Genomic DNA, 21,457 nt, shown 5'->3' on the forward strand with positions numbered 1-21,457 from the left:
CTGCCCGGCGACCCCGTGATCACCCGTCTGGGCTCCACCCCCGGCGTGGACGCCGAGATGCTGCAGCGCCTCCGGGAGGAGGCGGGGCTCGACGCCCCCATCATCGAGCAGTACCTGCGCTGGATCGGTGGCGTCTTCACGGGCGACTTCGGCCAGTCGTACTTCAACCAGTTCTCGGTGTCCGAGCTCATCGCGCAGCGCCTTCCCGCGACGCTGGAGCTCACGCTCATCGGCATCCTGCTCGCCGTGGTGATCGCGACCCCCGCCGCCGTCATCGCGTCGCTGCGTCCGCTCGGCGTGGTCGACCGCGTGCTGACCGCGATCTCCACCGCGGGCATGGCGCTGCCGCAGTTCCTGATCGGGATCGTGCTGATCGTGGTGTTCGCGGTGCAGCTGAAGTGGCTGCCCGCCCGCGGCTACACGCCGTTCGCGGAGGATCCGGCCGAGAACCTCGTGCGGATGATCCTGCCCGCGCTCACCCTCGCCTTCGCTGCGGCCCCGCTGCTCATGCGGTTCCTGCGGGCGTCGATGGTCGAGGTGCTCGATGCGCCGTACATCCGCACCGCCACGGGCAAGGGGCAGTCCGCGGCCGGTGTCGTGCTCGGCCACGCGCTGCGCAATGCGCTCATCCCGGGGCTCACGATGCTCGGCCTCATCGTCGGCTACACGCTCGGCGGCGTCGTGATCGTGGAGTACGTGTTCGGCGTTCCCGGTCTCGGCTCGCTCGCGATCGACGCGGTCTTCAAGCGCGACTACGCGGTGCTGCAGTCCGTGGTGCTGCTGATCTCCGCCCTGTTCATCCTCACGACGCTCATCGTCGATCTGCTCTACGGAGTGCTCGACCCGCGTCTGCGTGCAAGGAGCAGCCGTGGCTGACACCCTCACCCTCGCCCTGCGCTCGGCCCGGCCGCGTCGCAGAATCGCGCTCGCGTCGTGGATTCCGCTGGCACTTCTCGCGCTCATCGTGCTGATCTGCGTCCTCGCGCCGGTCGTCGCGCCGTTCGACCCGTCGGCGCAGTCGCCCGACCGGTTCGCCGGCCCCTCGGCCGTGCACCTGTTCGGCACGGACGAGCTGGGCCGCGACCTGTTCAGCCGTGTGCTCTACGGCGGCCAGCTGACCGTGTTCATCGCGGGCGGCGCCACCCTCGTCGCCATGGTCCTCGGCATCGCCTGGGGCATGGCCGCCGCGTTCGCGCGCGGCTGGATCGACGAGATCCTGATGCGCCTCGCCGACACGGTGATGGCGATCCCGCAGATCCTGTTCGCGCTCGTGTTCATCTCGGCGTTCGGTGCCGACCCGGTGAAGCTCGCCGTCATCATCGGCATCCTGCTCACCCCGACGACCGCGCGCCTGGTGCGCTCGTCGGTGCTGAGCGAGCTGCAGGAGGACTACTTCACGGCCGCCGTGGCCTTCGGGTCGACGCGGCGCCGGCTGCTGTTCAGCGAGGTGCTGCCCAACGCGAAGGGGCCGATCGTGGTGCAGGCGGCCATCAACGCCGCCAACGCGATCCTGCTGGAGGCGTCGATGAGCTTCGTCGGGCTCGGCATCGCCCCGCCCGAGGCCACCTGGGGCACGCTCGTGCAGCAGGGCTACCAGAAGATGTACCAGTCGATCGGGTACGTGCTGTTCCCGGCCCTGTTCATCTTCGTCACCATCTGGCTGCTCAACGTGCTCGCCGACCAGTTCGGCGGCGACCGGAAGGGGAAGGGCCGATGACCGCGTCCGCGCCCGTCCTGCAGGTGCAGGACCTCACCGTCTCCTACGGCGACGCGATGCCGGTGAAGGGCATCACCTTCTCCGTCCGACCGGGGGAGCGGATCGGCCTGGTCGGCGAGTCCGGCTCCGGCAAGTCGCTCACCGCCCTGTCGATCATGCGGCTCAACGAGGGCGCGACGCTCGGCGGCAGCATCTGGCTGCGCGACCGCGAACTGCTGACGCTCAGCACGCGCGAGATGACGCGGGTGCGGGGCGGGCAGATCGCCATGGTCTACCAGGACCCGATGTCGTCGCTGAACCCCGTGCGCACGATCGGGCATCAGCTCGTGGAGGCGATCCGTCTGCACGACCGGGTGTCGAAGGAGGCCGCGCGCGCTCGGGCCGTGGAGCTGCTGACCGAGGTCGGCGTGCCGTTGCCCGAGGAGCGCCTGAGCCAGTACCCGCACGAGTTCTCCGGCGGCATGCGGCAGCGCGTCATGATCGCGATGGCCATGTCGTCGCGGCCCGCGGTGCTGATCGCGGACGAGCCCACCACGGCGCTCGACGTGACCACGCAGTCGCGCATCATCGACCTGCTCGACCGCCTCGCGGAGGAGCACGGCACCGCGGTCGTGCTCATCACGCACGACCTGGGCGTCGCGGCCGGCTTCTGCGAGCGGATCCACGTGATGCGGCACGGCCGGATCATCGAGGAGCAGCCCGTCGACGCGCTGTACTCCGCCCCGGAGCACCCCTACACGAAGGCGCTGCTCGGCGCCGTGGTCGACCTGACCGTGGACGTGCATCGCCCGATCCCGACGGCGGCCGAGGTGCTCGAGCGCGGCACGGAGCCGCTCGGGGAGGCGGGCTCGATCAGTGCGATCGACCGGGCGCGCGACTCGGGCGATGTGCTGGTGGACGTGCAGGGCGTGTCCAAGGTGTTCACGCTCGGCTCCGGGCGGCGGGTGACCGCGGTGGACGACGTGTCCTTCCAGATCAGGCGCGGCGAGACAGTGGGCCTCGTCGGCGAGTCCGGCTCGGGCAAGTCGACGGTGTCGAAGGCCGTGCTCGCCCTGGGCGGCATCGACGGCGGCGCGGTCGTGTTCGACGGGCAGCGCCCGCACGACCTGCGCGGCGAGGAGCTGCGACGGCTGCGGCGGCGCATGCAGATGGTGTTCCAGGACCCGTTCTCGGCGCTGAACCGTCGGCAGACCGTGGCGCAGATCATCGAGGCGCCGCTGCTCGCGCACGGCATCGGCACCAGGGCCACCAGGGCCGAGAAGGTGCGCGAGGCGATGCACCGCGTGCGGCTGGACGAGGAGTTCGCGCACCGACTGCCCCGCTCGATGTCGGGCGGCCAGTGCCAGCGGGTGTCCATCGCGCGCTCGCTCGTGCTGGAGCCCGAGTTCCTCGTGCTGGACGAGTCGGTGTCGGCCCTCGACGTGTCGATCCAGGCGCAGGTGCTCAACCTTCTGCGGGAGCTGCAGGCCGAGCTCGGGCTGACGTACCTCTTCATCAGCCACGACCTCGCGGTGATCCGGTACATGTCGTCGACCGTGGCGGTCATGCAGCAGGGGCGCATCGTGGAGATCGGCGCACGAGACGAGCTGTTCGCGAATCCGCAGCACGCCTACACGCGGAGTCTGATGGCGGCGATCCCGGTCGCGGATCCCGTGGCGGAGCGACGTCGGCGCGCGGAGGCCGCTGTGCTGCTCGCGGCCGATCCGCCCGCCGGACCACGGAGCCGGGCGGAGGGCGCGGTCGCCGCCGCCGTTCCGTCCGCCACCCTCGGGGAAGACGCGCGATGATGCCGGACGGCACGGTCTGAACGACGGCATCATGGAGACCAGGGAGGACCACGCTTGAATGACACGGCAGCGGCCACGCACCTCGGAGACCGCATCCGCATCCCCCGCACCCGCGCGCGACTCGGCGTCGCCCGGCGTGACATCACGCCCCCGGTCGGCATCCGCGCGAAGAACTGGGGCCCCGCGGACTGGGAGCGGTCGGAGGGGGTGCACCGGCCGTTCGAGCTGACCGCGCTCGCGGTGGTCGGTTCCGACGAGCGGCCGCGCCTGCTCCTCGCGGTCGACGGCACCTGGTGGCGCCGGGTCGCCGACGAGCAGGGGGTGCGCGGCGTGATCCTCGACGGCCTCGGGCTGGAACCGGATCAGCTGATGCTGTCCCTCTCGCACACCCACGCGGGTGCCGTGCTGTGTGCGGCGGACGCCCATCTCCCCGGCGGAGAGCTCATCCCCGGGTACCTGGACGCGCTGTCGGCCGCGGGAATCGCGGCCGGCCGCGAAGCCCTCGACGGCGCCCGCCCCGGTCTGATCGAGTGGACCAGCGGTCGGTGCACGCTCGCCGCGGAGCGGGAACTCGATCTCGACGGTCGCGCGCTCGTCGGCTACAACCCGCAGGGCGTCGCCGACGACACCGTGACCATCGGTCGCCTCAGCATCGACGGCAGCGTGGTGGCGACCCTCGTGAACTACGCCTGCCACCCCACGACCGTGGCCTGGCAGAGCCGCGAGGTGTCGCCCGACTACGTCGGCGCGATGCGGGAGGTGGTCGAGGCTGCGACGGCGGCGCCGTGCCTGTTCGTGCAGGGCGCCTCCGGCGAGCTCGCTCCGCGCGAGCAGTACACGGGCGACGTCAGGGTGGCCGATCGGCACGGCCGGTCGCTCGGTCATGCCGTGCTGGCGGCACTCGACGCGTTGCCGCTCCCCGGCGAGGAGCTGACGCTGGACGGCGTGGTCGAGTCGGGCGCGCCGCTCGCGATCTGGGCGGGGACTCCGGCGGACGGCGGCGAGGCGGGGGGCGGTCTCTCCGCGCCGGTGGCGCTGCCGCTGCGCGACCTGCCGACCATGGACGAGCTGGCCGAGGAGTGGAAGGACATCGACCCGCGGTCGCGCGAGGAGCGCCTGGGCCGGGCGCGCAACCTCCGCGACGGCTACATCGACGGACCGACCGTGCCGCACCCGGTGTGGGCGTGGCGGCTCGGCGACGCGGTGGTCGTGGGACACCCCGGGGAGGCGTACTCGCGGTTGCAGACGACGCTGCGGGCACGGTTCCCCGGCACGCCCCTCGTGGTCATGAACCTCACGAACGGCCCGGGCTTCGTGTACCTGCCGACACGCGAGGCCTACGAGCGCGGCGCCTATCAGGCGTGGCAGACTCCGCTCGCCCCCGGCGCGCTGGAGCTGCTGGAGGAGCACGCGGTGGCCCTGGTGGCGGATCTGCTCGCCCGCTGACTCTCGGCCGCTACACTTGCTATAGCAAATCCCCGTCGTAGAGGAGAGTCATGACCACGCAGCGACCCGTCGCCATCGTCACCGGAGGATCGGCCGGCATCGGCTGGGAGATCGGCCGCCGGCTCTCCGCCGACGGGTACCGGGTCGTGGCGATCGACCGCGTGCCAGGGCTGACCGCGGGCGATGACGCTGACGGCATCCTGTGGCGCGAACTCGACGTGACCGACCACGCTGCGGTGGACCGGGTGTTCGGCGAGATCGAGGCCGAGCTGGGGCCGATCGAGGTTCTGGTGAACAACGCCGGCATCCAGCGGCACCGTGGCATCGAGGACCTCACGTGGGACGAGTGGTCGGACGTCGTCGACGTGAATCTGCACGGAGTGTTCTCCGCCCTCCAGGCTGCGGGACGGCGCATGCTCGACCGCGGCGAGGGCCGCATCGTGAACATCTCGTCCATCTCCTCCCGCGGCTCCGCGGGCCGGGCGCCCTATGCCACGACCAAGGCCGCGGTCATCGGGCTCACCTCCACCGCCGGGGCCGAGTGGGCGTCGCGCGGCGTGCGCGTCAACGCGGTCGCGCCGGGATACGTCGACACGGGCGTCTTCCGTCAGGGCGTCGAGCAGGGCACGCTCAGCCTCGACACGATCCTGTCCCGCATCCCCGCGAAGCGCCTGGCCGACGCGAGCGAGATCGCCGCCGCGGTCAGCTTCCTCGTGTCCGACCAGTCGCGCTACATGAACGGCCAGACGCTGTACGTCGACGGCGGGTTCATGGTGGACTACGGCGTGCCCCTCGCGAAGAAGCCCGAATGAACGCGATCGCCCGCATCGACACCGCCACGGTGGTGCTGCCGCTGCCCGCCCCGCTGCAGCTCGGCGCCATGACGGTGACCCGACGCGAATACACGGCCGTGCGGGTGACAGCGGGCGACGGCGGCACGGGTGTGGCGTACTGCCTGTCGCGGGAGGCGCCCATGGCCGAGATCGTGGAACGGCTCGTGGCGCCTCATGCGGTGGGCGCGGACGCCGACCACCCCGCGGCGGCCTGGGAGCGGATGTTGCGCGGCAGTGCGATCGTCGGGCGGGTCGGGCTCGTGCGGCGCGCGATCGGGCTCGTGGACATCGCGCTGTGGGACATCGCGGCGCAGCGGGCGGGTGTGCCGCTGTGGCGGCTGCTCGGCACGGGCGACGAGCCACGGGAGGCGATGCTGGTCGCCGCCTACCCCTCGCCCGACCGCACGCCTCGCGAGGTGGCGGACGAGGTGCTGGCGCAGGCCGCCGGCTGGGCGCAGGTGAAGATCTCGCGCATTCCCGATCCGGCATACATGCGGGAGCTGCTGGCGCTGCTGAACGACGGCCTGCCCACGGAGACCGGGCTGGTGGTGGATGTCGGCTTCGGCTGGCCGGACGCCGACACCGCGCTGACCGAGATCGCGCAGTGGGGGGATCCACGACTGGCGTGGCTGGAGGATCCGCTGCTGCCGGAGGACGCGGCCGGCGTCGCGCGGATCCGTCGCGAGTCGGGCCTGCCGGTCGCGGTGGGCGACGAGGTCACCGACCCCGCGGTGCTGAAGGCGCTCGTGGAGGTCGGCGAGGTCGATGCACTGCGCCTCGATGTGGTGGCCGTCGGCGGCATCACGCCCGCACGGGAGCTGATCGCGTGGGCGGCCGACCGCGGCGTGCCCGTGTCGGGCCACGTGTACCCGGAGGTGACCGCACACCTCGGCATCCAGGTGGAGACCTTCGCGCGCGGCGTGAATCCCTACGACCCCGCGCCGTCGTTCATCACGGGCGGCCCGCACTTCGACGGGGTGGTGACCCCCAGCGAGGCGCCGGGGCTGGGCTTCGGGCTCGACCCTGCCGTGTTCCGATTCGAGAGGGACTGACATGACCGACTCCCCGCGCAGCGTCGTGGTCACCGGCAGCGGCAAGGGCATCGGCCGCGCGGTGGCCGAGCGGCTCACCGCCGACGGCTGGATCGTGGTGGGGCTCGAGCGCTCGCCCGGCTCCGGCACGGTCGAGGAGGGGGCGGTCGCAGAGGTCGTCCTCGGCGACGCGTCCGACCGCGGGGCGCACGAGAGGGCCGCCGCAGCTGCCAGGGCGCACGCGCCGCTGAGCGGGTGGGTGAACAACGCCGGCATCACGAAGCGCACCCCGCTGCACGAGCTCGACGAGAACGTGGTGCGCGAGATCGTCGACATCAACGGCTTCGGCTACCTGTGGGGGTGCGCGACCGCAGTCTCGGCCTTCGTGGACCAGGGCGTGCCGGGCGCGATCGTCAACATCGGCTCGATCCACGGGCGGGCGAGCTTCACGGATCACGCCGTATACGAGTTCACCAAGGGCGGTATCGATGCGCTCACGCGGAGCGTCGCGGTGACATATGGCGGACTCGGCATACGTGCGAACACGGTGGCACCCGGCGGAGTGCGCACGCCGCACCTGGAGGCGCAGATCGCCCGCGCGGCCGACCCCGCGGCGGAGGAGCGGGCGCTCGCGGAGGGGCCGCCGATGGGTCGCATCGCCCGCGCGGAGGAGGTCGCCGCGGTGACCGCGTTCCTGCTGTCGGACGAGGCGCCGTACCTCTCCGGCCAGTCCATCGCCGTCGACGGCGCCTGGACCTCCTCGTTCGGCACCATCGCCCTCGACCCTTCGCTCCGCGCGCGCTTCGAGGGGTGCTCCGAGTCCTGAGAGACCGCTCCGAGCGGCACCGGTTCTTACGCGCCGGACCCGCCCGGATCGTGCGTGCCTGAGTGGCGACACCCGAGCCGTTGAACGTCCGACTGCCGCGCCGGGTCCGCTCCGGATGGCCAGCGCCCGAGCCCCAGCGTCTTGCGCGCCGGGCCCCGCGAGGCGCCCCACGGTGCCGGTGACCTCCCCTCCGGATGTCCGGGGTCCGTGCGAGGATCCGCTCGTCGACGGGAGAACGGATGCGTGGAGAAGCCACCGTGCTGCATGCCGACCTCGACGCGTTCTATGCCTCGGTCGAGCAGCGCGACGCTCCGGAGCTGCGCGGCCGACCCGTGATCGTGGGCGGCGGGGTGGTGCTCGCGGCGAGCTACGAGGCCAAGGCCCGTGGTGTCCGCACCGCGATGGGCGGACGGCAGGCGCGGGAGCTGTGCCCCGATGCGGTCGTCGTCCCGCCGCGCATGGAGGCCTACTCCGCCGCGAGCAAGGACGTGTTCGCGATCTTCCGAGACACGACGCCGCTGGTCGAGGGGCTCTCGATCGACGAGGCGTTCCTCGAGGTGGGCGGTCTGCGGCGGATCGCGGGCACCCCGGAGGAGATCGCGGTGCGGCTGCGTGCACGCGTGCGGCAGGAGGTCGGACTCGCGATCTCGGTCGGGGTCGCGCGGACCAAGTTCCTCGCGAAGGTCGCGAGCGCCGTGAGCAAACCGGACGGCCTGCTGGTCGTGGAACCGGAGCGGGAGGAGCAGTTCCTGCTTCCCCTCCCGGTCGAACGGCTGTGGGGAGTGGGTGCGGTGACGGCCGAGAAGCTGCATCGCTACGGCGTCCGCACGGTCGGCCAGCTCGCGGAGCTGGAGGCGGCGACGGCGGAGAGGATGCTCGGCAAGGCGACGGGTGCGCACGTGCACGCGCTGGCGCGGCTGCGTGACCCCCGGCCGGTGGACACGACCCGCCGTCGCGGCTCGATCGGCTCGCAGCGGGCGCTCGGCAGTCGACCCCGCACGCCGGAGGAGCTCGACCTGATCCTCACGCAGCTCCTGGACCGGCTCGCCCGACGGTTGCGCGACGGAGACCGTGTCTGCCGCACGGTCGTGCTGCGGCTGCGCTTCGGCGACTTCACCAAGGCCACACGCTCCCGCACGCTCGGCGCGCCGACCGACCGCACCGCGATCCTCCTCACGGTGGCGCGGGCACTCCTCGCCGCCGCGCAGCCCGATATCGCCGCGCGCGGCATCACCCTGCTCGGGCTGTCGCTGACCCAGCTCGACAGGGCCGACCGCGTGCAACCCGAGCTGCCGATCGACTGGGGTGACGAGTCGCGGCTCGACACCGTGCTCGACACGCTCCGCGACCGCTACGGCGCGACCTCCGTCTCCCGCGCCGCCCAACTCGGCCGCGACCCCGGCTGGTCCACGCCGATCCTCCCCGAGCACGAGTGACGGGGCGCGGTGTCGAACCCTGGCCGCCCACGACCGCGCGCCTCTGGGGGCTATCGACCTAGAGATGTTCCGCCAGCTCGGCGAGCGTTCCTCACATGCGTTCTCGCTTCAGGCCAGAGTTCGGGCTAAAATGGGGGCATGCAGACCGTACCGCTGAGTGAGGCGAAGGATCAGCTGTCGCGCCTGGTCGACCAGGTCGAACGCGAACACGAGACGATCGAGATCACGCGACATGGCCGGGGCGCGGCCGTGTTGATGAGCAAGGACGCACTGGAGTCGCTCTACGAGACGCTGCACTGGCTGTCGGAGTCCGGTACCCAGGAGGATGTCGCGGACGCGCGGCGACAGGCCGAGGCTGGAGGCCTGCGCAGTGCGGAAGAGACGATGGCCCGCTACGGGGTCCGTCCGCGGTGACCTGGTCGACCTCGTTCGCCGACTCCGCGTGGCGTGATCTCGACCGGTTGCCCCCGAAGATCGCGCAGGCCATCGTCGAATTCGCGGTCTTCACGCTCCCGGCGAACCCGGAGCGGATGAGTAAGCCCCTGCTCGACGACTTCGAGGGACTCCGCTCCGCGCGCCGCGGGGACTACCGCGTGCTGTTCTTCCTCGACGGGACCGAGACGCTGGTGGTGGTCAGAGCGCGACACCGCCGAGATGCCTACCGCCCGCCCGCCCCGAACTGGGACTGATCGCGGCTCCGTCCCCTCCGTGTGCCGCGCCCGCTCCGTGTGCTCCGCCAGCTCCGTGTGCTCCGCCCGCTCCGCACGCCCGACGTGAAGGAGATCTCTCGAACGGACGGATCGCTCCGGGCATCGCGGCCTTCAAGTCGAGCGATCTCCTTCATGTCGTGTGAACTCCACGGCTGGGGATGCACACCCGCGGTCTGCAGACCGCGGTGACTTCCGCGGCTCAGGCCTTGAGCATGGAGGCCCGCGCGATGCGGCCGTCGACCACGTCGAAGGTCGCGATGGTCTCGGTCGCGACTCCCGCATTGATGACCTGCTCCTGCGCGACGACCCACCGCGAGCCGAACAGCACGCTGGTCTCGATCACGCAGGAGAGTTCCGGATTCTGCAGCCGCGGCTCGTAGAACGCGTGGATGGCGGCTGCGCCGACGACGGGTTCCGGCGCGACCCCGGTGATCACGGCGTCGTCGGCGTAGGTGGCGACGAACGCGTCGAGGTCGTGCGCGTTGAACGCGTCGAGCTGCGCCTGCACGGTGTCCAGCGCCGAACGCCCCGTCACCGAACGCTCCTGCGCTGAACCATCCAGCGCCGAACGGTCCCGCGCCGAAGGGTCGGGGGTGGTGGTGTGGTCAGTCAATGCGAACTCCTCCGTTGACGTCGTAGGTGGCTCCGGTGATGAAGCGGGCGCGCTCGGAGGCGAGCGATGCGATGATCCAGGCCACGTCCTCCGGCTGGCCGAACGCTCCGAGCGGGATGCCTGCCTCGAGCTTCGCGCGCCCCTCGCCCTGCAGCTGGTCGGTGATCGCGCTCGTGACGGGCCCGGGGGTGACCGCGTTGACCCGGATCCCCTCCGAGGCCAGGTGCCGCGCGAAGCTGCGGGTGATCGCGAGCAGAGCGCCCTTGCTGGCCGCGTAGTGGATGCCGGTCTGCAGCGCCCCGACCTGCCCGGCGATCGAGGCGATGTTGACCACCGACCGATCGCCCTGTGCCGTCCGAAGCAGGGGGAGAGCGGCACGGGTGAGCAGGAACGTGCCCCGGGCGTTCGTCTCCAGGACGAAGTCCCACTCCTCGATGTCGATCTCCGCATACGGGGTGTAGGGGCACACGCCGCCGTTGTTGATCAGCACATGCAGCTCGCCCCACGTCACGGTGACGCGGTCGACGAGCTCATCGATCGAGCCCGGATCGCGCAGGTCGAGGCGGGAGACGAGCACTTCGGCGGCTCCCGCAGCTCGGCACTGCGCGGCCACGCGCTCTGCCTCGGCTTCCCGTCCGGTGTACGTGATCCAGAGGGCGGCGCCCTCGCGGGCGAGTTCCAGGGCGGCGGCGGTTCCGATGCCGGAACTCGCGCCGGTGATGAGTGCGCGGCGAACAGTCATGCCTCGACGCTATAGCAAAAACCAGGCGCTGTCAGTGCTGTACATCCATTTGCTAGATGCTATAGCATCGCTCCCATGACTGCGCCGCTCATCCTCGTCACCGACTGCGACCTGCCGGGGACCGTCATCGAAGACACCCTCCGCGCCGCGGGCCTCCGCGCCGAGCGCGCGGCATCCGGCAGCCCCGACGACATCGCCGCGAGCGGAGCGGACGCCGAAGGGCTCGTGGTGCAGTGGGCCCGCATCGACGGCGACCTCATGGATCGGCTGCCGAACCTGCGGCTCATCAGCCGCGTGGGCATCGGCTACGACATGATCGACGTCGACGCGGCCACCGCCCGCGGCATCGCCGTCGCGAACACCCCGAGCTACTGCATCGAGGAGGTGGCGGCGCACACCATCGCCATGATCATGACGCAGGCCCGCGGCCTCCCCGCCTACGACCGCGCCGTGCGCGCCGGAACGTGGAAGGCCGTGGAGGCCCGCCCGCTCGCGGTGCGCCCCTCCACGACCACCGTGTCCGTCCTCGGGTTCGGACGCATCGGCTCGCTCGTCGCCCGCGGACTCCGCGGCCTCGGCTTCCGCGTGCTCGTCGCCGACCCCTACGCCCCCGCCGTCGCCGTGCGCGAGGCCGGCTGCGAGCCCGTCGAGATCCCCGACGCGATCGCCCGCGCCGACATCCTCACTCTCCACGTGCCGCTGACCGACGCCACGCGACACCTCATCGACACCGCAGCGCTCGCCACCATGAAGCAGGGCGCCGTCATCGTGAACACGTGCCGCGGTCCGCTCATCGACGAGGACGCCCTTGCGGCTTCCCTGCGCGACGGGCACCTGGGTGGCGCCGCGCTCGACGTGTTCGCGGGAGAGCCGCTGGCCGCCGACTCGCCCCTCCGCGAGCTCGACCAGGTGCTGCTCACCCCGCACGCCGCCTGGTACTCCCCGGAAGCGCTCGCCGACCTGCCCGTGCACGCGGCCCAGAACATCATCCGTTCGCTCGCGGGCGACGCCGTGCCCATCGTCAACCCGACCTTCGCCGCCGCGCGCTGACCCGGAAGGCCCCCATGGAACTCCTGCGCCTCGGCCCCGCCGGCCACGAACGCCCCTACGTGCGCGACGACAGCGGTGTCGTCCGCGACCTCTCTCCGCTCACCGCCGACGTCGACGGCGCGTTCCTCGCCGCCGACGGCATCGCCCGCACGCGGGAGGCGCTGCGGCGGGACGCGCTGCCCGTCGCCGAGGTCGCGGGGCTGCGTGTCGGCGCACCCGTGGCCAGGCCCACCGCCGTCATCTGCATTGGCCAGAACTACGCCGCACACGCCGCCGAGTCCGGTGCGGAGCCGCCCGCCCATCCCGTCGTCTTCTTCAAACACCCGAACACCGTGGTCGGGCCGGACGACGTGGTGCTGCTGCCGCCTGGCGCGGAGAAGGTCGACTGGGAGGTCGAGCTCGCCGTCGTGATCGGCCGGACCGCCCGCTACTTGCCGACGCCCGAGGCCGCCCGCGCGGTGATCGCCGGGTACACGATCTCCAACGACGTGTCGGAGCGGGCGTACCAGTTGGAGGTCTCGGGCGGGCAGTGGTCGAAGGGGAAGTGCTCCGAGACGTTCAACCCGCTCGGTCCCGCGCTGGTTCCCGCGGACGAGGTCGACCCCCAGGCGCTGCGCCTGCGCTCCTTCGTGAACGGCGAGCCGCGACAGGACTCGTCGACCGCGGACATGATCTTCCCCGTCCTGCAGCTCGTGCACGAGCTCAGCCACTACCTCGTGCTCGAGCCCGGGGATGTCATCAACACCGGCACCCCGCAGGGCGTGGCACTCTCCGGGCGGTTCCCGTATCTGCAGGACGGCGATGAGATGACGATCGAGATCGAGGGCCTCGGTCGGCAGCATCAGCGCACCGAGCGCGTGCGCCTGTCCTGACCCGACCCCGGCGGCCTGTGTCCGCGGCACGGTTCCTTTCGCTGAGTGCGACCGTGCCGCGGTCAGAGGCCGTCGGGTTCGGTCGGCGGCGTCGCACGGGCTCGCGAGGGCTGCGCAGGGAACCGGGTCCAGACGACCGACGTGCCGGGCAGATCCCGTTGCGGTGCGGTCGGCGGTGTCGCACGGGCTCGCGAGGGCTGCGCAGGGAACCGGATCCACACGACCGACGTGCCGGACAGATCCCGTTGCGGTGGGGTCGGCTGCGGCCGGCTGCGGCCGGATCGCGGGGCCCGCAACCGGGGCCCGCAACCGGGGCCGGCAGTGAGGGCTCGGGGTCGGTCGCCGGTGGCTGGATCGCGCGGATTCGCAACCGGGCGCGGAAGTGACGGCTCTCCACTGACGGCGGCGGCGTCCGCGGTGCCGGGCTGCGCGCCGGTGCGGTCTCAGGCGAGGTCGCGCGGTGGGGCCTGCGGCGGGGTGCGGTGGAGCGGATCCGCGGCAGGGATCCGTTCGGGCTCCGGTGTCGCGGCGGGCTCCGGTGTCGCGGTGGGTTCCGGTGTCGCGGCGGGCTCCGGTGTCGCGGCCGGCTCACGCGTCGCGGGGGGCTCGGGAGTCGCGGCGGCGGAGGGGAGTTCCCGGGCGACCTGCTTCTCCAGCACGGTCACGGCCTCGTCGGAGAGCAGGATCAGGCCGTCGAGCTCTTCGCGCACGCGCTTGTACGCGACATTGCGCTCGGCCTGCGTGGCCGACTCGTCCACCGCGACCTTGAGCAGCTGCTGCGCGCGGTCGAGCCGCTTGCGCTCCGCCTCCGTGAACGTCGAGTCGCGCAGCCGCCTGGCATCCTTCTCGGCGATCTCGAACGCCACGGCGTAGTCGCCGACGGCCTGCAGGTACTCGGCCATCTGATGCTCGGACAGCTGTGCGTCGGCGGACGCCGGGCGCAGGGCGTCCGCTGTCTTCTTCGCACGCAGGAACGCAGCCGTGAGCGGCTGGCGGCCGTCGCTCATGGCGGGATACGCGATGAGCTTCGCCACGTCCAGCTCGTAGTCGAGCCACCGGGCCGTGATCTCGTCGTGCTCCGCGAACAGCCGCGCGAGCAGGTCGTCCGGAGCGACCGAGGCCGTGGTGTCGACCACGGACGGCGCGCGGCGCTTGGCCTCGCGGCCGAGCGTGCGGGCCTCGATCTCGGCGGTCTTCAGCTGCGCCTTCATGCGCAGGGTCTCCAGACGGCGCTCGTGTCGGCGCTTCGAACTGCGCTCCCACGCCTTCGCCGCACCGCCGGCCATGCCCATGAGCGGGAAGACGAGCCACCAATAGCTGCCCGCGAAGGTCCAGAAACCCTGGATGAACTCGTCCATGATGGCTTCAGCCTACTGCGCCGGAATACTGCGCCGGGGGGCGTGCAGAATCGCGGGCGGCTAGGGTGGGCGGAGATCCGGGTGGCGCACATCGCCGCGTCATGCCCGCGGCCGGGCGCCTGCCAGGAGGGGACCATGGAGACGAAGACCGTCGCGATCGTCGGCATCGAGAACACCCACGCCACGGACATCGTGCGCTACCTGAACGAGGAGCGCGCCGCCGACCTCCCGGTCCGGGTCTCCGCCCTCGTCGCCGGGGAGGTCGACCGCACGCGCGAGCTCGCCGGGCTCGGTGCCATCACCCGCATCGTCGCCGACCCTGCCGAGCTGCTCGGCGCGGTCGACGCCGTCATCGTCACCACGCGCGACGGGCGCCTGCATCGCGCGCAGGCCGTGCCGTTCCTGGAGGCAGGCACCGCCGTCTGGGTCGACAAGCCGCTCGCCACGACCGTCGTCGACGCGGAGGCGATCCTCGCCGCGGCCGCACGCGGCGGAACGGCCGTCACCTCTTCCTCGGCGCTGCGCTGGCTGCCCGACACGGCAGCGGTCGCCGACGACATGCGCACGCTCGGCCCGCTCCAGGCGCTCACCGTGTCCGGCCCGGCCGATCCCGCGAGCCCGCACGGCGGCCTCTTCTTCTACGGCATCCACCACGCGGACCTCGCCCAGCACCTGCTGCCAGGGCAGGCGGAGGGGCTGGAGGTCGAGCAAACCGAGGGGCGTGTCGTCGCGCGCTTCCGCGTCGGGGATGTGCCCGTGGTGCTCGACTTCGTACGGCCGGAGGGGGATGCGGCCGTGCCGTTCCACGTGACCGCGGTGGGGGCGGGTGGCGCCCTCGAGCGGGACATCGAGGTCGGCCCCGGCTACGTGCGACCCGGCGTCGACGCCTTCGCGCGCATGCTGCTCCGCGGCGAGACCCCGGTCCCCGCCGCACAGCTGCGGGAGCCCATCGCCGTGCTGGAGCAGATCACGCGCACCCTTCCCCGCTGAAGCCCGGGTCACCTCGGCGACCGCGACACCGACCGTTCATGAAGCGTTCCCTTCGGAGTCCGGCGGTCTCGTAATTGCGCGTCACCTTCGGGAGTTGGAATACCGATGGTCTCGGAATCCCGGGGCTTCACCTCCCGAAAGGTCATCATGCGTCGCTTCACCCTGCCCGCCGTCGGCCTCCTGGGCGTGGCCGCCCTCGCCCTCACCGGATGCCAGAGCCCGACCGCCGAGGCTGCCCCCGCCGACCCCGACGCGCCCCTCACCGTCGCCACCATCCCCGTGGGCGACGACCCCACCGCCGAGAACCCCGTCGAGGTCTTCGCCGAGCTGCTCGCCGAGGCCACGGGCCGCGAGGTCGAGATCACCGATGTGCCCGACTACCTCAGCGTGGTCGAAGCCATCCGCGCCGATCATGTCGACATCGGCATCATGAGCGGCTTCCCGTCGGCCCTCGCCGTCAACACGGGCGAGGTCGACGCGCTCGTCGCGTTCGAGGGCGACGGCGCCCCCGTCTCGACCTGCGTGGTGCTGGAGGACTCGCCCGTGCAGTCGCTCGAAGACCTGAAGGGGAAGACCGTGGCCTTCGCGGACCAGGCATCCAGCTCGGGATACTTCATGCCCGTGTACATGCTGCACGAGGCCGGCCTGGAGCAGGGGACCGACTACGAGGCGATCTTCGCCGGCGGCCACGAGGGCAGCTTCGCGGCACTGCAGCAGGGTCAGGTCGACGCGGCCTGCACCGCCATCATGCTCACGCAGCTCGGCGCGCCGATGTTCCCCTTCGCCGACGGTGAGTGGCGCGGCGTCGGCGAGAGTCCCGCGATGGACATCCAGGGTGCCGTGCTCGGACGCCAGTCGCTCGACGACGACACCCGCACCCTGATCCAGGAGGGCATCGCCGAGGTGTTCTCGCCGGAGAACGCCGAGCGGCTCGGGGCCTACGGCGCGTTCGCGGCCGCACCGCAGACGGTCGACCCGAAGAGCTCCGCCTTCGAGTCGTTCGCGGAGATCGCGGCCGTCGCCGGGGTCGAGCTCAAGGACCTGAAGTGACGACGGTGTCGAGCCCGGCAGCCCCCGAGCGGGTGCCGGCGACCCGTGCCTTCTCGGCCGGTCCCTCCGGTGCGGGCTCCGCGCACCAGCGGACGCCCGACCGTGGCTCTGCGGACGCGGAACGCACCTCGACGGCCGCGCTCCGGCAGGCGCTCCCCCTCGTCACCGTCCGCGGACTGAAGGTCGCCTACGACGGCACCACCGTGCTCGACGGTGTGGACCTCGACCTGTTCCCCGGCGAGCTGGTGGCACTGCTCGGGGCGTCCGGCTCGGGCAAGTCCACCCTGATGCGCAGCCTCACCGGGTTCGCACCGATCTCCGGCGGGTCGGTGCGCGTGGCCGGACACGACGTCACGAATCTGGCCCGCGGGGAGCTGCGCACCCTGCGCTCCGAGGTCGGACAGGTGTTCCAGCAGTTCAACCTCATCCCGCGGCTGAGCGTGCTCACCAACGTGCTGACCGGGGCGTTGCACGGCGCGGGTCCGCTCAACCTCGCGGGCGGCTTCTCCCGCGCGGACCGCACGCGCGCGCTGGAGCTCCTCGACCGCGTCGGCATCGGCCACAAGGCGACGGCTCCCGCGCGGTCGCTCTCCGGCGGTCAGCAGCAGCGCGTGGCCATCGCCAGGGCGCTCATGCAGCAGCCGTCGGTGATCCTGGCGGACGAGCCGGTGGCCTCGCTCGACCCGAAGCTCGCGGACTCCGTGCTCGAGCTGCTGCGCGAGATCGCCACGCAGGACGGCATCCCCGTGCTCGTGAGCCTGCACGTGCTGCCGCTCGCCCTCGCGCACAGCGACCGCATCGTGGGCCTGCGTCACGGCGAGCTGCTCGTGTCCGGCGCGACCTCGCAGCTCGACGCCGCCGCACTGCAGCCGCTGTACGCCGACGAGGAGCGCGACGATGACGACGACCACTGAGCCCCGCACCGACCGCGCCACCCCCACTCGCCCGGTCCTCGACCCCGCCGAGCGCGCACGGCTGGAGAGCGCGTTCCGGGTGCCGCGCGCCCGCGTCCTGCTCGGGCTTCCGGTCGCGGCGCTGCTGCTGATCTGGTCGTTCAACGGCGCCGGGTTCGACTTCGTGAAGCTCGGCGACGGCGCGGTCAACATGGGGGAGTTCCTGGGGCGGCTGTTCCCGCCTGACTTCTCGAAGATCGGCACCATCCTCGCGCTGCTGCTGGAGACGTTCCAGATGGCGGTCGTCGGCACCGTGCTGGGCGCCGTGCTGTCCCTGATCGTGGCTTTCGGCGCGACGTCGACACTCGCCCCGCGGTGGCTCTACTACCCGACCCGGTGGGTCATGAACATCATCCGGTCGGTGCCGGACCTGGTCTTCGCGCTCATGTTCGTCTCGGCGGTGGGCCTGGGGCCGTTCGCGGGCATCCTCGCGATGACGCTCGGCTCCATCGGCTCGATCGGCAAGATCTTCGCCGAGGCGATGGAGCAGGTCGATGCTGGACCCGTGGTCGCCATGCAGGCCGTCGGAGCGTCGAAGCGGCAGGTGATCCAGTACGGGGTGCTGCCGCAGGCCGCACCACTGCTCACCTCCTACACGCTGCTGCTGTTCGAGGGGAACGTGCGCGGTGCGACGATCCTCGGCCTCGTCGGCGCGGGCGGCATCGGCCTGGAGCTCACCACCGCGATGCGGATGTACGACTACGGGCACCTCAGCGCCATCATCATCTGCATCATCGTGCTCGTCACGCTGATCGACCAGGGCAGCGCCCTCATCCGAAGGAGAATCACATGACCATCATCGACACGGCCCTCGTCCGCAGCGCGCCCGTCAACCTGCGCGACCTCGGCGGGATCCCGATCGACGGCGGCCGGCTCCGGGACGGCCTCGCCATCCGCACGGACGACCTCGCGTACGTCACCGAGGAGGTGGCCGGGCAGCTCGTCGACGGCGGCCTCACGGCCATCATCGACCTGCGCTCGCCGCTCGAAGTGTCGGTCACCGGCCGGGGGCCGCTGGGTGCGCAGCCGATCGCCTATCACCACCTGCCGCTGATCGCGGACGTGGGTGCCTCGATGGATCGCGAGCGGCCGGCGCTGACGCACGAGGCCATGGGGGTCATGTACCTGCAGATGGTCGAGGGGGCGGCACCCCAGCTGGTCACCGCGCTGAACGTGATCGCGTACACGCCGGGGGCGACCGCGTTCCACTGTGCCGCGGGTCGCGACCGGACGGGCGTGCTCGCGGCGATGCTGCTGCTCGCCTTGGGGGCGGCAGACGACGACATCATCGCCGACTACGCCCGCACGGGCGACAACATGGTCGCGATCATGGCGCGGACGGCGCCGGTGATGGGCGCGATGTGGAAGGCGCTCGGCTTCGATGCCGCCGCCGTGGCGCAGAGCTCCGGACTGCTGGAGGGATCGATGGACGTGTCGATGCGGAGCCTGCTCGACACGCTGCGCGCTCAGCACGGTGACCCCCTCGCCCCCCTGCGCGCCGCGGGACTGTCGGACGCCACGATCACTCGGCTCCGCGAGCGGGCGCTCGCCGCGTGATGTCCGCGGTGGCGGAGCCCGGGACGACGGCGGCGGATGCGCCCGGAGGCGCGCGGGCGGTCGGCTCCGCTGGTGCGACCGGGGCGGCAGGGGCTGCGGGGGCGACGGACGCGGCTGGATCCGCTGGTACGACCGGATGGGCGGCCGCGGAGGTGGCTGAGGTCGGGACGGCCGCAGCTGGACGGACGGCGGAGGTGGCGGATGCCGTCGGGGCGGCAGCGGCGGGATGGACGGCGGCGGGTGCGGTCGGGGATGCCGGGGCGGTGGACGCCGCCGGAGTGGCGGATGCGGCGGCTGCGGCGGGGACGACCGGGGATGCCGGGACGGCGGGAGCCGGCATGGCGGGTGCGGTCGGGGTGGTGGATGCGCCCGTGCGACGGCGGCCGGGCCGACCCCGCGACGATGAGCTGGACCGGCAGATCGTCGCCGCGACGCTCGCGGTGATCGACGCGGGAGAGGAGGTCACCGTGTCCCGCGTGGTGTCTCGCAGTGGAGTGAGCCGTGCGGCGCTGTACCGCCGGTGGCCGTCCCTCACGACGCTGATCGCCGCGGCGCTCGACGTTGGCCGCGAGGTGCCGCCCGAGTATCCCGACGATGCCGATCTCCACGAGGTGCTGCTCACGGGCCTCGGGCTCGGGGCCGATGGCGTCGCCCCCTCCGCGCCCGGCTACTCCGAGGAGCGTTTCCGTCAGCGCATCCGTCTCGTCATGGCCGATCGGGCCCTGCAGAAGGCGTACTGGGAGTCGCATGTCGCGCGGCGACGCGTACCCCTGCAGAATGCGCTCCGCGCCGGGATCGCGCGGGGCGAGCTGCGCGACGACCTCGACGTGGAGGCCTGCTTCGACGCGATCGCCGGTGTCGCGTACTACCAGCTCGTGGTGCGCGGAGACCGGGTCAGCGACCCCGCGGTCGTCGCTCGGCTGCGCGCGGCGATCGCGGTGATCTGGCGCGGCATGGTCAGCGCTTCGTGAGGTCTTGTGCGAGCATCACGATGATGCCGCTCGGGCCACGCAGATAGGTGAGTTTGTAGACGTCGCGGTAGTTCGCGACTCCGCGCAGGGGAAGGCATCCGTGGCGGGCGGCGATCGCGAGGGACTCGTCGATGTCGTCGACCGAGAACGCCACGCGGTGCATGCCGATCTCGTTCGGCAGGGTCGGCTCCGTCTCGATCGCCTCCGGGTGGATGTACTCGAACAGCTCCAGCTGGCCGCCGCCGTCCGGCGTCTGCAGCACCGCGATCCTCGCGTGGTTGCCGTCGAGACCGACCGCCGTGGATGCCCAGTCGCCGCTCACCTCGTCGCGGCCCACCACCTCCAGGCCGAGGTCGGTGAAGAAGGCGATGGTGGCTTCCAGGTCGCGCACGGCGATCCCGACGTTCTCCAGGGCGATGGGCATCCCGCGATGCTACTCGCGCGGTGGAGGCGTGACCAGGCGCGGACGGCAGGGAGGGCGGTCGAGCCCGATTTCAGCGGTCGAGCTTCTCCGCGCAGGCGATGAGTGCACGAGCTTCTCGGCGCGTCGCCTCAGCGGCCGAGCTTCTCGGCGCAGGCGACGCAGTGCACCGCGAAGGGCCGCACCTCCAGCCGCCCGACCGGGATCGGCCGCCCGCAGTTCGCGCAGATGCCGTACGTCCCGGCGTCCAGTCGCGCCAGCGCGTCGTCCACCTGGCGCAGTTCGGCGGCCGCGGCCTCGGCGAGCCCCGTCAACCGTGACCACTCCGACGAAAGCGTGACGCCCTCAGGGTCGTGCTCGTCGTCGTCGTTCGAACCCTCGCGGTCGTGCGTCAGCTCGTCGAGCGTGGCCGCGGTCGCGCGCACCCGCTCCTCCGCGTCGGCGCGCAGCTGCTCCAGCAGTCGCCGCGGGTCCTCGCTCATCCCCTCACTCTAGGCATGACCACCGACACCGGGGCTCGCTCGGATCAGTCGACCCACATCACCCCCGGCGCCTCGTTCTGCACCATGCCAGCGTCGGCGCCCCGTTCTGAAGGAGATCTCTCGTATTGAAGGAGGTCGGAGCCGGTTTCGTCCTTCGAATCGCGAGATCTCCTTCCATTCCGGCGGCGGCCAAGCCATAGCCCCAATCCGAGTCGCTTGCCGTCGCGGCCGCGCATCTGCGCCGGGTGCACCGCGGTTCTGAAGGAGATCTCTCGTCTTGAAGGAGGTCGGAGCCGGCTTGGTCCTTCGAGTCGCGAGATCTCCTTCGTTCCGTGCGGCGGCCGCCCAGGTGGGAGTGGCGGACTGGGGGATGGGACGCCTGCGAGAAGGTGCGGCACGGATCAGTCGCAGCTGTCCCTCGTTGTGAAGGAGATCTCTCGTTCTGAAGGAGGTGTGAGGGGATTCCGTCCTTCAAGTCGCGAGATCTCCTTCAGTCGAGGGCAGCCGCCCAGGTGGGAGAGGCGGACTGGGGAGGGGACGCCTGCGAGAAGGTGCGGCACGGATCAGTCGCAGCTGTCCCCTCGTTGTGAAGGAGATCTCTCGTTCTGAAGG

Annotated in this window: 23 protein-coding genes; 18 read left to right on the forward strand and 5 right to left on the reverse strand. The window is 71.8% G+C overall.

The features are described 5' to 3' along the window. From M3C17_RS05000 to M3C17_RS05045, 10 genes are all read left to right on the forward strand, one after another. On the forward strand, positions 1-876 hold an 876-nt coding region (locus M3C17_RS05000; RefSeq protein WP_259976546.1), incomplete at its 5' end, for an ABC transporter permease. Beyond that, positions 869-1,717: an ABC transporter permease gene (locus M3C17_RS05005; protein WP_259976547.1), complete on the forward strand. Its 849-nt coding sequence runs from the start codon at positions 869-871 to the stop codon at positions 1,715-1,717. The genes M3C17_RS05000 and M3C17_RS05005, both read left to right, overlap by 8 nt. After that, on the forward strand, positions 1,714-3,504 hold the full coding sequence (locus tag M3C17_RS05010; protein ID WP_259976548.1) for an ABC transporter ATP-binding protein: 1,791 nt from the start codon (positions 1,714-1,716) through the stop codon (positions 3,502-3,504). The genes M3C17_RS05005 and M3C17_RS05010 overlap by 4 nt, the downstream gene beginning before the upstream one ends. 54 nt (positions 3,505-3,558) lie before the next feature. Continuing rightward, positions 3,559-4,950, forward strand: a complete 1,392-nt coding sequence (locus tag M3C17_RS05015; RefSeq protein WP_259976549.1) for a hypothetical protein — start codon at positions 3,559-3,561, stop codon at positions 4,948-4,950. Between the two features lie 50 nt (positions 4,951-5,000). Further along, the gene (locus tag M3C17_RS05020; protein WP_259976550.1) at positions 5,001-5,762 is read left to right on the forward strand and encodes an SDR family NAD(P)-dependent oxidoreductase; all 762 of its coding nucleotides are present in this window, start codon (positions 5,001-5,003) and stop codon (positions 5,760-5,762) included. Then, on the forward strand, positions 5,759-6,835 hold the full coding sequence (locus tag M3C17_RS05025) for a mandelate racemase/muconate lactonizing enzyme family protein (RefSeq protein ID WP_259976551.1): 1,077 nt from the start codon (positions 5,759-5,761) through the stop codon (positions 6,833-6,835). The genes M3C17_RS05020 and M3C17_RS05025 overlap by 4 nt, the downstream gene beginning before the upstream one ends. A gap of 1 nt (position 6,836) precedes the next feature. Further along, a complete protein-coding gene (locus M3C17_RS05030; RefSeq protein ID WP_259976552.1) occupies positions 6,837-7,640 on the forward strand; it encodes an SDR family NAD(P)-dependent oxidoreductase in 804 nt (267 codons plus the stop codon). Between the two features lie 239 nt (positions 7,641-7,879). After that, on the forward strand, positions 7,880-9,076 hold the full coding sequence (gene dinB / locus M3C17_RS05035) for a DNA polymerase IV (RefSeq protein WP_259976553.1): 1,197 nt from the start codon (positions 7,880-7,882) through the stop codon (positions 9,074-9,076). Between the two features lie 138 nt (positions 9,077-9,214). Next, positions 9,215-9,490 carry a type II toxin-antitoxin system Phd/YefM family antitoxin gene (locus M3C17_RS05040; RefSeq protein ID WP_259976554.1) on the forward strand — a complete coding sequence of 92 codons (276 nt, stop codon included), beginning with the start codon at positions 9,215-9,217 and terminating at the stop codon, positions 9,488-9,490. After that, entirely contained in the window at positions 9,487-9,765 is a 279-nt protein-coding gene (locus tag M3C17_RS05045; protein WP_259976555.1) for a type II toxin-antitoxin system RelE/ParE family toxin, read from the forward strand. Before M3C17_RS05040 ends, M3C17_RS05045 begins: the two co-directional genes overlap by 4 nt. A gap of 220 nt (positions 9,766-9,985) precedes the next feature. Here M3C17_RS05045 and M3C17_RS05050 read toward each other — a convergent pair whose 3' ends face one another. After that, positions 9,986-10,321 (reverse strand): nuclear transport factor 2 family protein, encoded by a 336-nt coding sequence (locus M3C17_RS05050; protein ID WP_259976556.1) that lies wholly within the window; start codon positions 10,319-10,321, stop codon positions 9,986-9,988. A gap of 70 nt (positions 10,322-10,391) precedes the next feature. Next, positions 10,392-11,141, reverse strand: coding sequence for an SDR family NAD(P)-dependent oxidoreductase (locus M3C17_RS05055; protein WP_259976557.1), 750 nt, complete (start codon positions 11,139-11,141; stop codon positions 10,392-10,394). Between the two features lie 75 nt (positions 11,142-11,216). Here M3C17_RS05055 and M3C17_RS05060 point away from each other — a divergent pair, with 75 nt between their 5' ends. Together M3C17_RS05060 and M3C17_RS05065 are read left to right on the forward strand one after the other, a co-directional pair. Continuing rightward, positions 11,217-12,191, forward strand: coding sequence for a C-terminal binding protein (locus M3C17_RS05060; RefSeq protein ID WP_259976558.1), 975 nt, complete (start codon positions 11,217-11,219; stop codon positions 12,189-12,191). Positions 12,192-12,205: 14 nt separating this feature from the next. Further along, positions 12,206-13,063: a fumarylacetoacetate hydrolase family protein gene (locus M3C17_RS05065; protein WP_259976559.1), complete on the forward strand. Its 858-nt coding sequence runs from the start codon at positions 12,206-12,208 to the stop codon at positions 13,061-13,063. Positions 13,064-13,506: 443 nt separating this feature from the next. Here M3C17_RS05065 and M3C17_RS05070 read toward each other — a convergent pair whose 3' ends face one another. Next, positions 13,507-14,421, reverse strand: a complete 915-nt coding sequence (locus M3C17_RS05070; RefSeq protein ID WP_259976560.1) for a hypothetical protein — start codon at positions 14,419-14,421, stop codon at positions 13,507-13,509. Positions 14,422-14,556: 135 nt separating this feature from the next. On the opposite strand from M3C17_RS05070, the gene M3C17_RS05075 reads away from it, so the two are divergent. From M3C17_RS05075 to M3C17_RS05100, 6 genes are all read left to right on the forward strand, one after another. Continuing rightward, positions 14,557-15,411 carry a Gfo/Idh/MocA family oxidoreductase gene (locus M3C17_RS05075; protein WP_259976561.1) on the forward strand — a complete coding sequence of 285 codons (855 nt, stop codon included), beginning with the start codon at positions 14,557-14,559 and terminating at the stop codon, positions 15,409-15,411. A 105-nt stretch (positions 15,412-15,516) separates the two neighbouring features. Beyond that, complete coding sequence (gene phnD, locus M3C17_RS05080; protein WP_259976562.1) at positions 15,517-16,461, forward strand: phosphate/phosphite/phosphonate ABC transporter substrate-binding protein; 945 nt, start codon at positions 15,517-15,519, stop codon at positions 16,459-16,461. Continuing rightward, positions 16,458-17,375: a phosphonate ABC transporter ATP-binding protein gene (phnC, locus tag M3C17_RS05085; RefSeq protein ID WP_259976563.1), complete on the forward strand. Its 918-nt coding sequence runs from the start codon at positions 16,458-16,460 to the stop codon at positions 17,373-17,375. The genes phnD and phnC overlap by 4 nt, the downstream gene beginning before the upstream one ends. After that, positions 17,359-18,207: a phosphonate ABC transporter, permease protein PhnE gene (gene phnE / locus M3C17_RS05090; RefSeq protein WP_259976564.1), complete on the forward strand. Its 849-nt coding sequence runs from the start codon at positions 17,359-17,361 to the stop codon at positions 18,205-18,207. The genes phnC and phnE overlap by 17 nt, the downstream gene beginning before the upstream one ends. Next, entirely contained in the window at positions 18,204-18,971 is a 768-nt protein-coding gene (locus M3C17_RS05095) for a tyrosine-protein phosphatase (RefSeq protein ID WP_259976565.1), read from the forward strand. Before phnE ends, M3C17_RS05095 begins: the two co-directional genes overlap by 4 nt. Further along, complete coding sequence (locus M3C17_RS05100; RefSeq protein ID WP_259976617.1) at positions 18,971-19,942, forward strand: TetR/AcrR family transcriptional regulator; 972 nt, start codon at positions 18,971-18,973, stop codon at positions 19,940-19,942. Before M3C17_RS05095 ends, M3C17_RS05100 begins: the two co-directional genes overlap by 1 nt. Here the strand turns inward: M3C17_RS05100 and M3C17_RS05105 are convergent. Both M3C17_RS05105 and M3C17_RS05110 read right to left on the reverse strand, forming a co-directional pair. Next, positions 19,929-20,366, reverse strand: a complete 438-nt coding sequence (locus M3C17_RS05105) for a VOC family protein (RefSeq protein ID WP_259976566.1) — start codon at positions 20,364-20,366, stop codon at positions 19,929-19,931. The two genes, M3C17_RS05100 and M3C17_RS05105, sit on opposite strands and share 14 nt — an antisense overlap. 128 nt (positions 20,367-20,494) lie before the next feature. Continuing rightward, on the reverse strand, positions 20,495-20,845 hold the full coding sequence (locus tag M3C17_RS05110; protein WP_259976567.1) for a TraR/DksA C4-type zinc finger protein: 351 nt from the start codon (positions 20,843-20,845) through the stop codon (positions 20,495-20,497). Positions 20,846-21,457: the final 612 nt, after the last annotated feature.

The sequence above is a fragment of the Microbacterium sp. p3-SID336 genome (assembly GCF_025143365.1).
Lineage (GTDB): Bacteria > Actinomycetota > Actinomycetes > Actinomycetales > Microbacteriaceae > Microbacterium.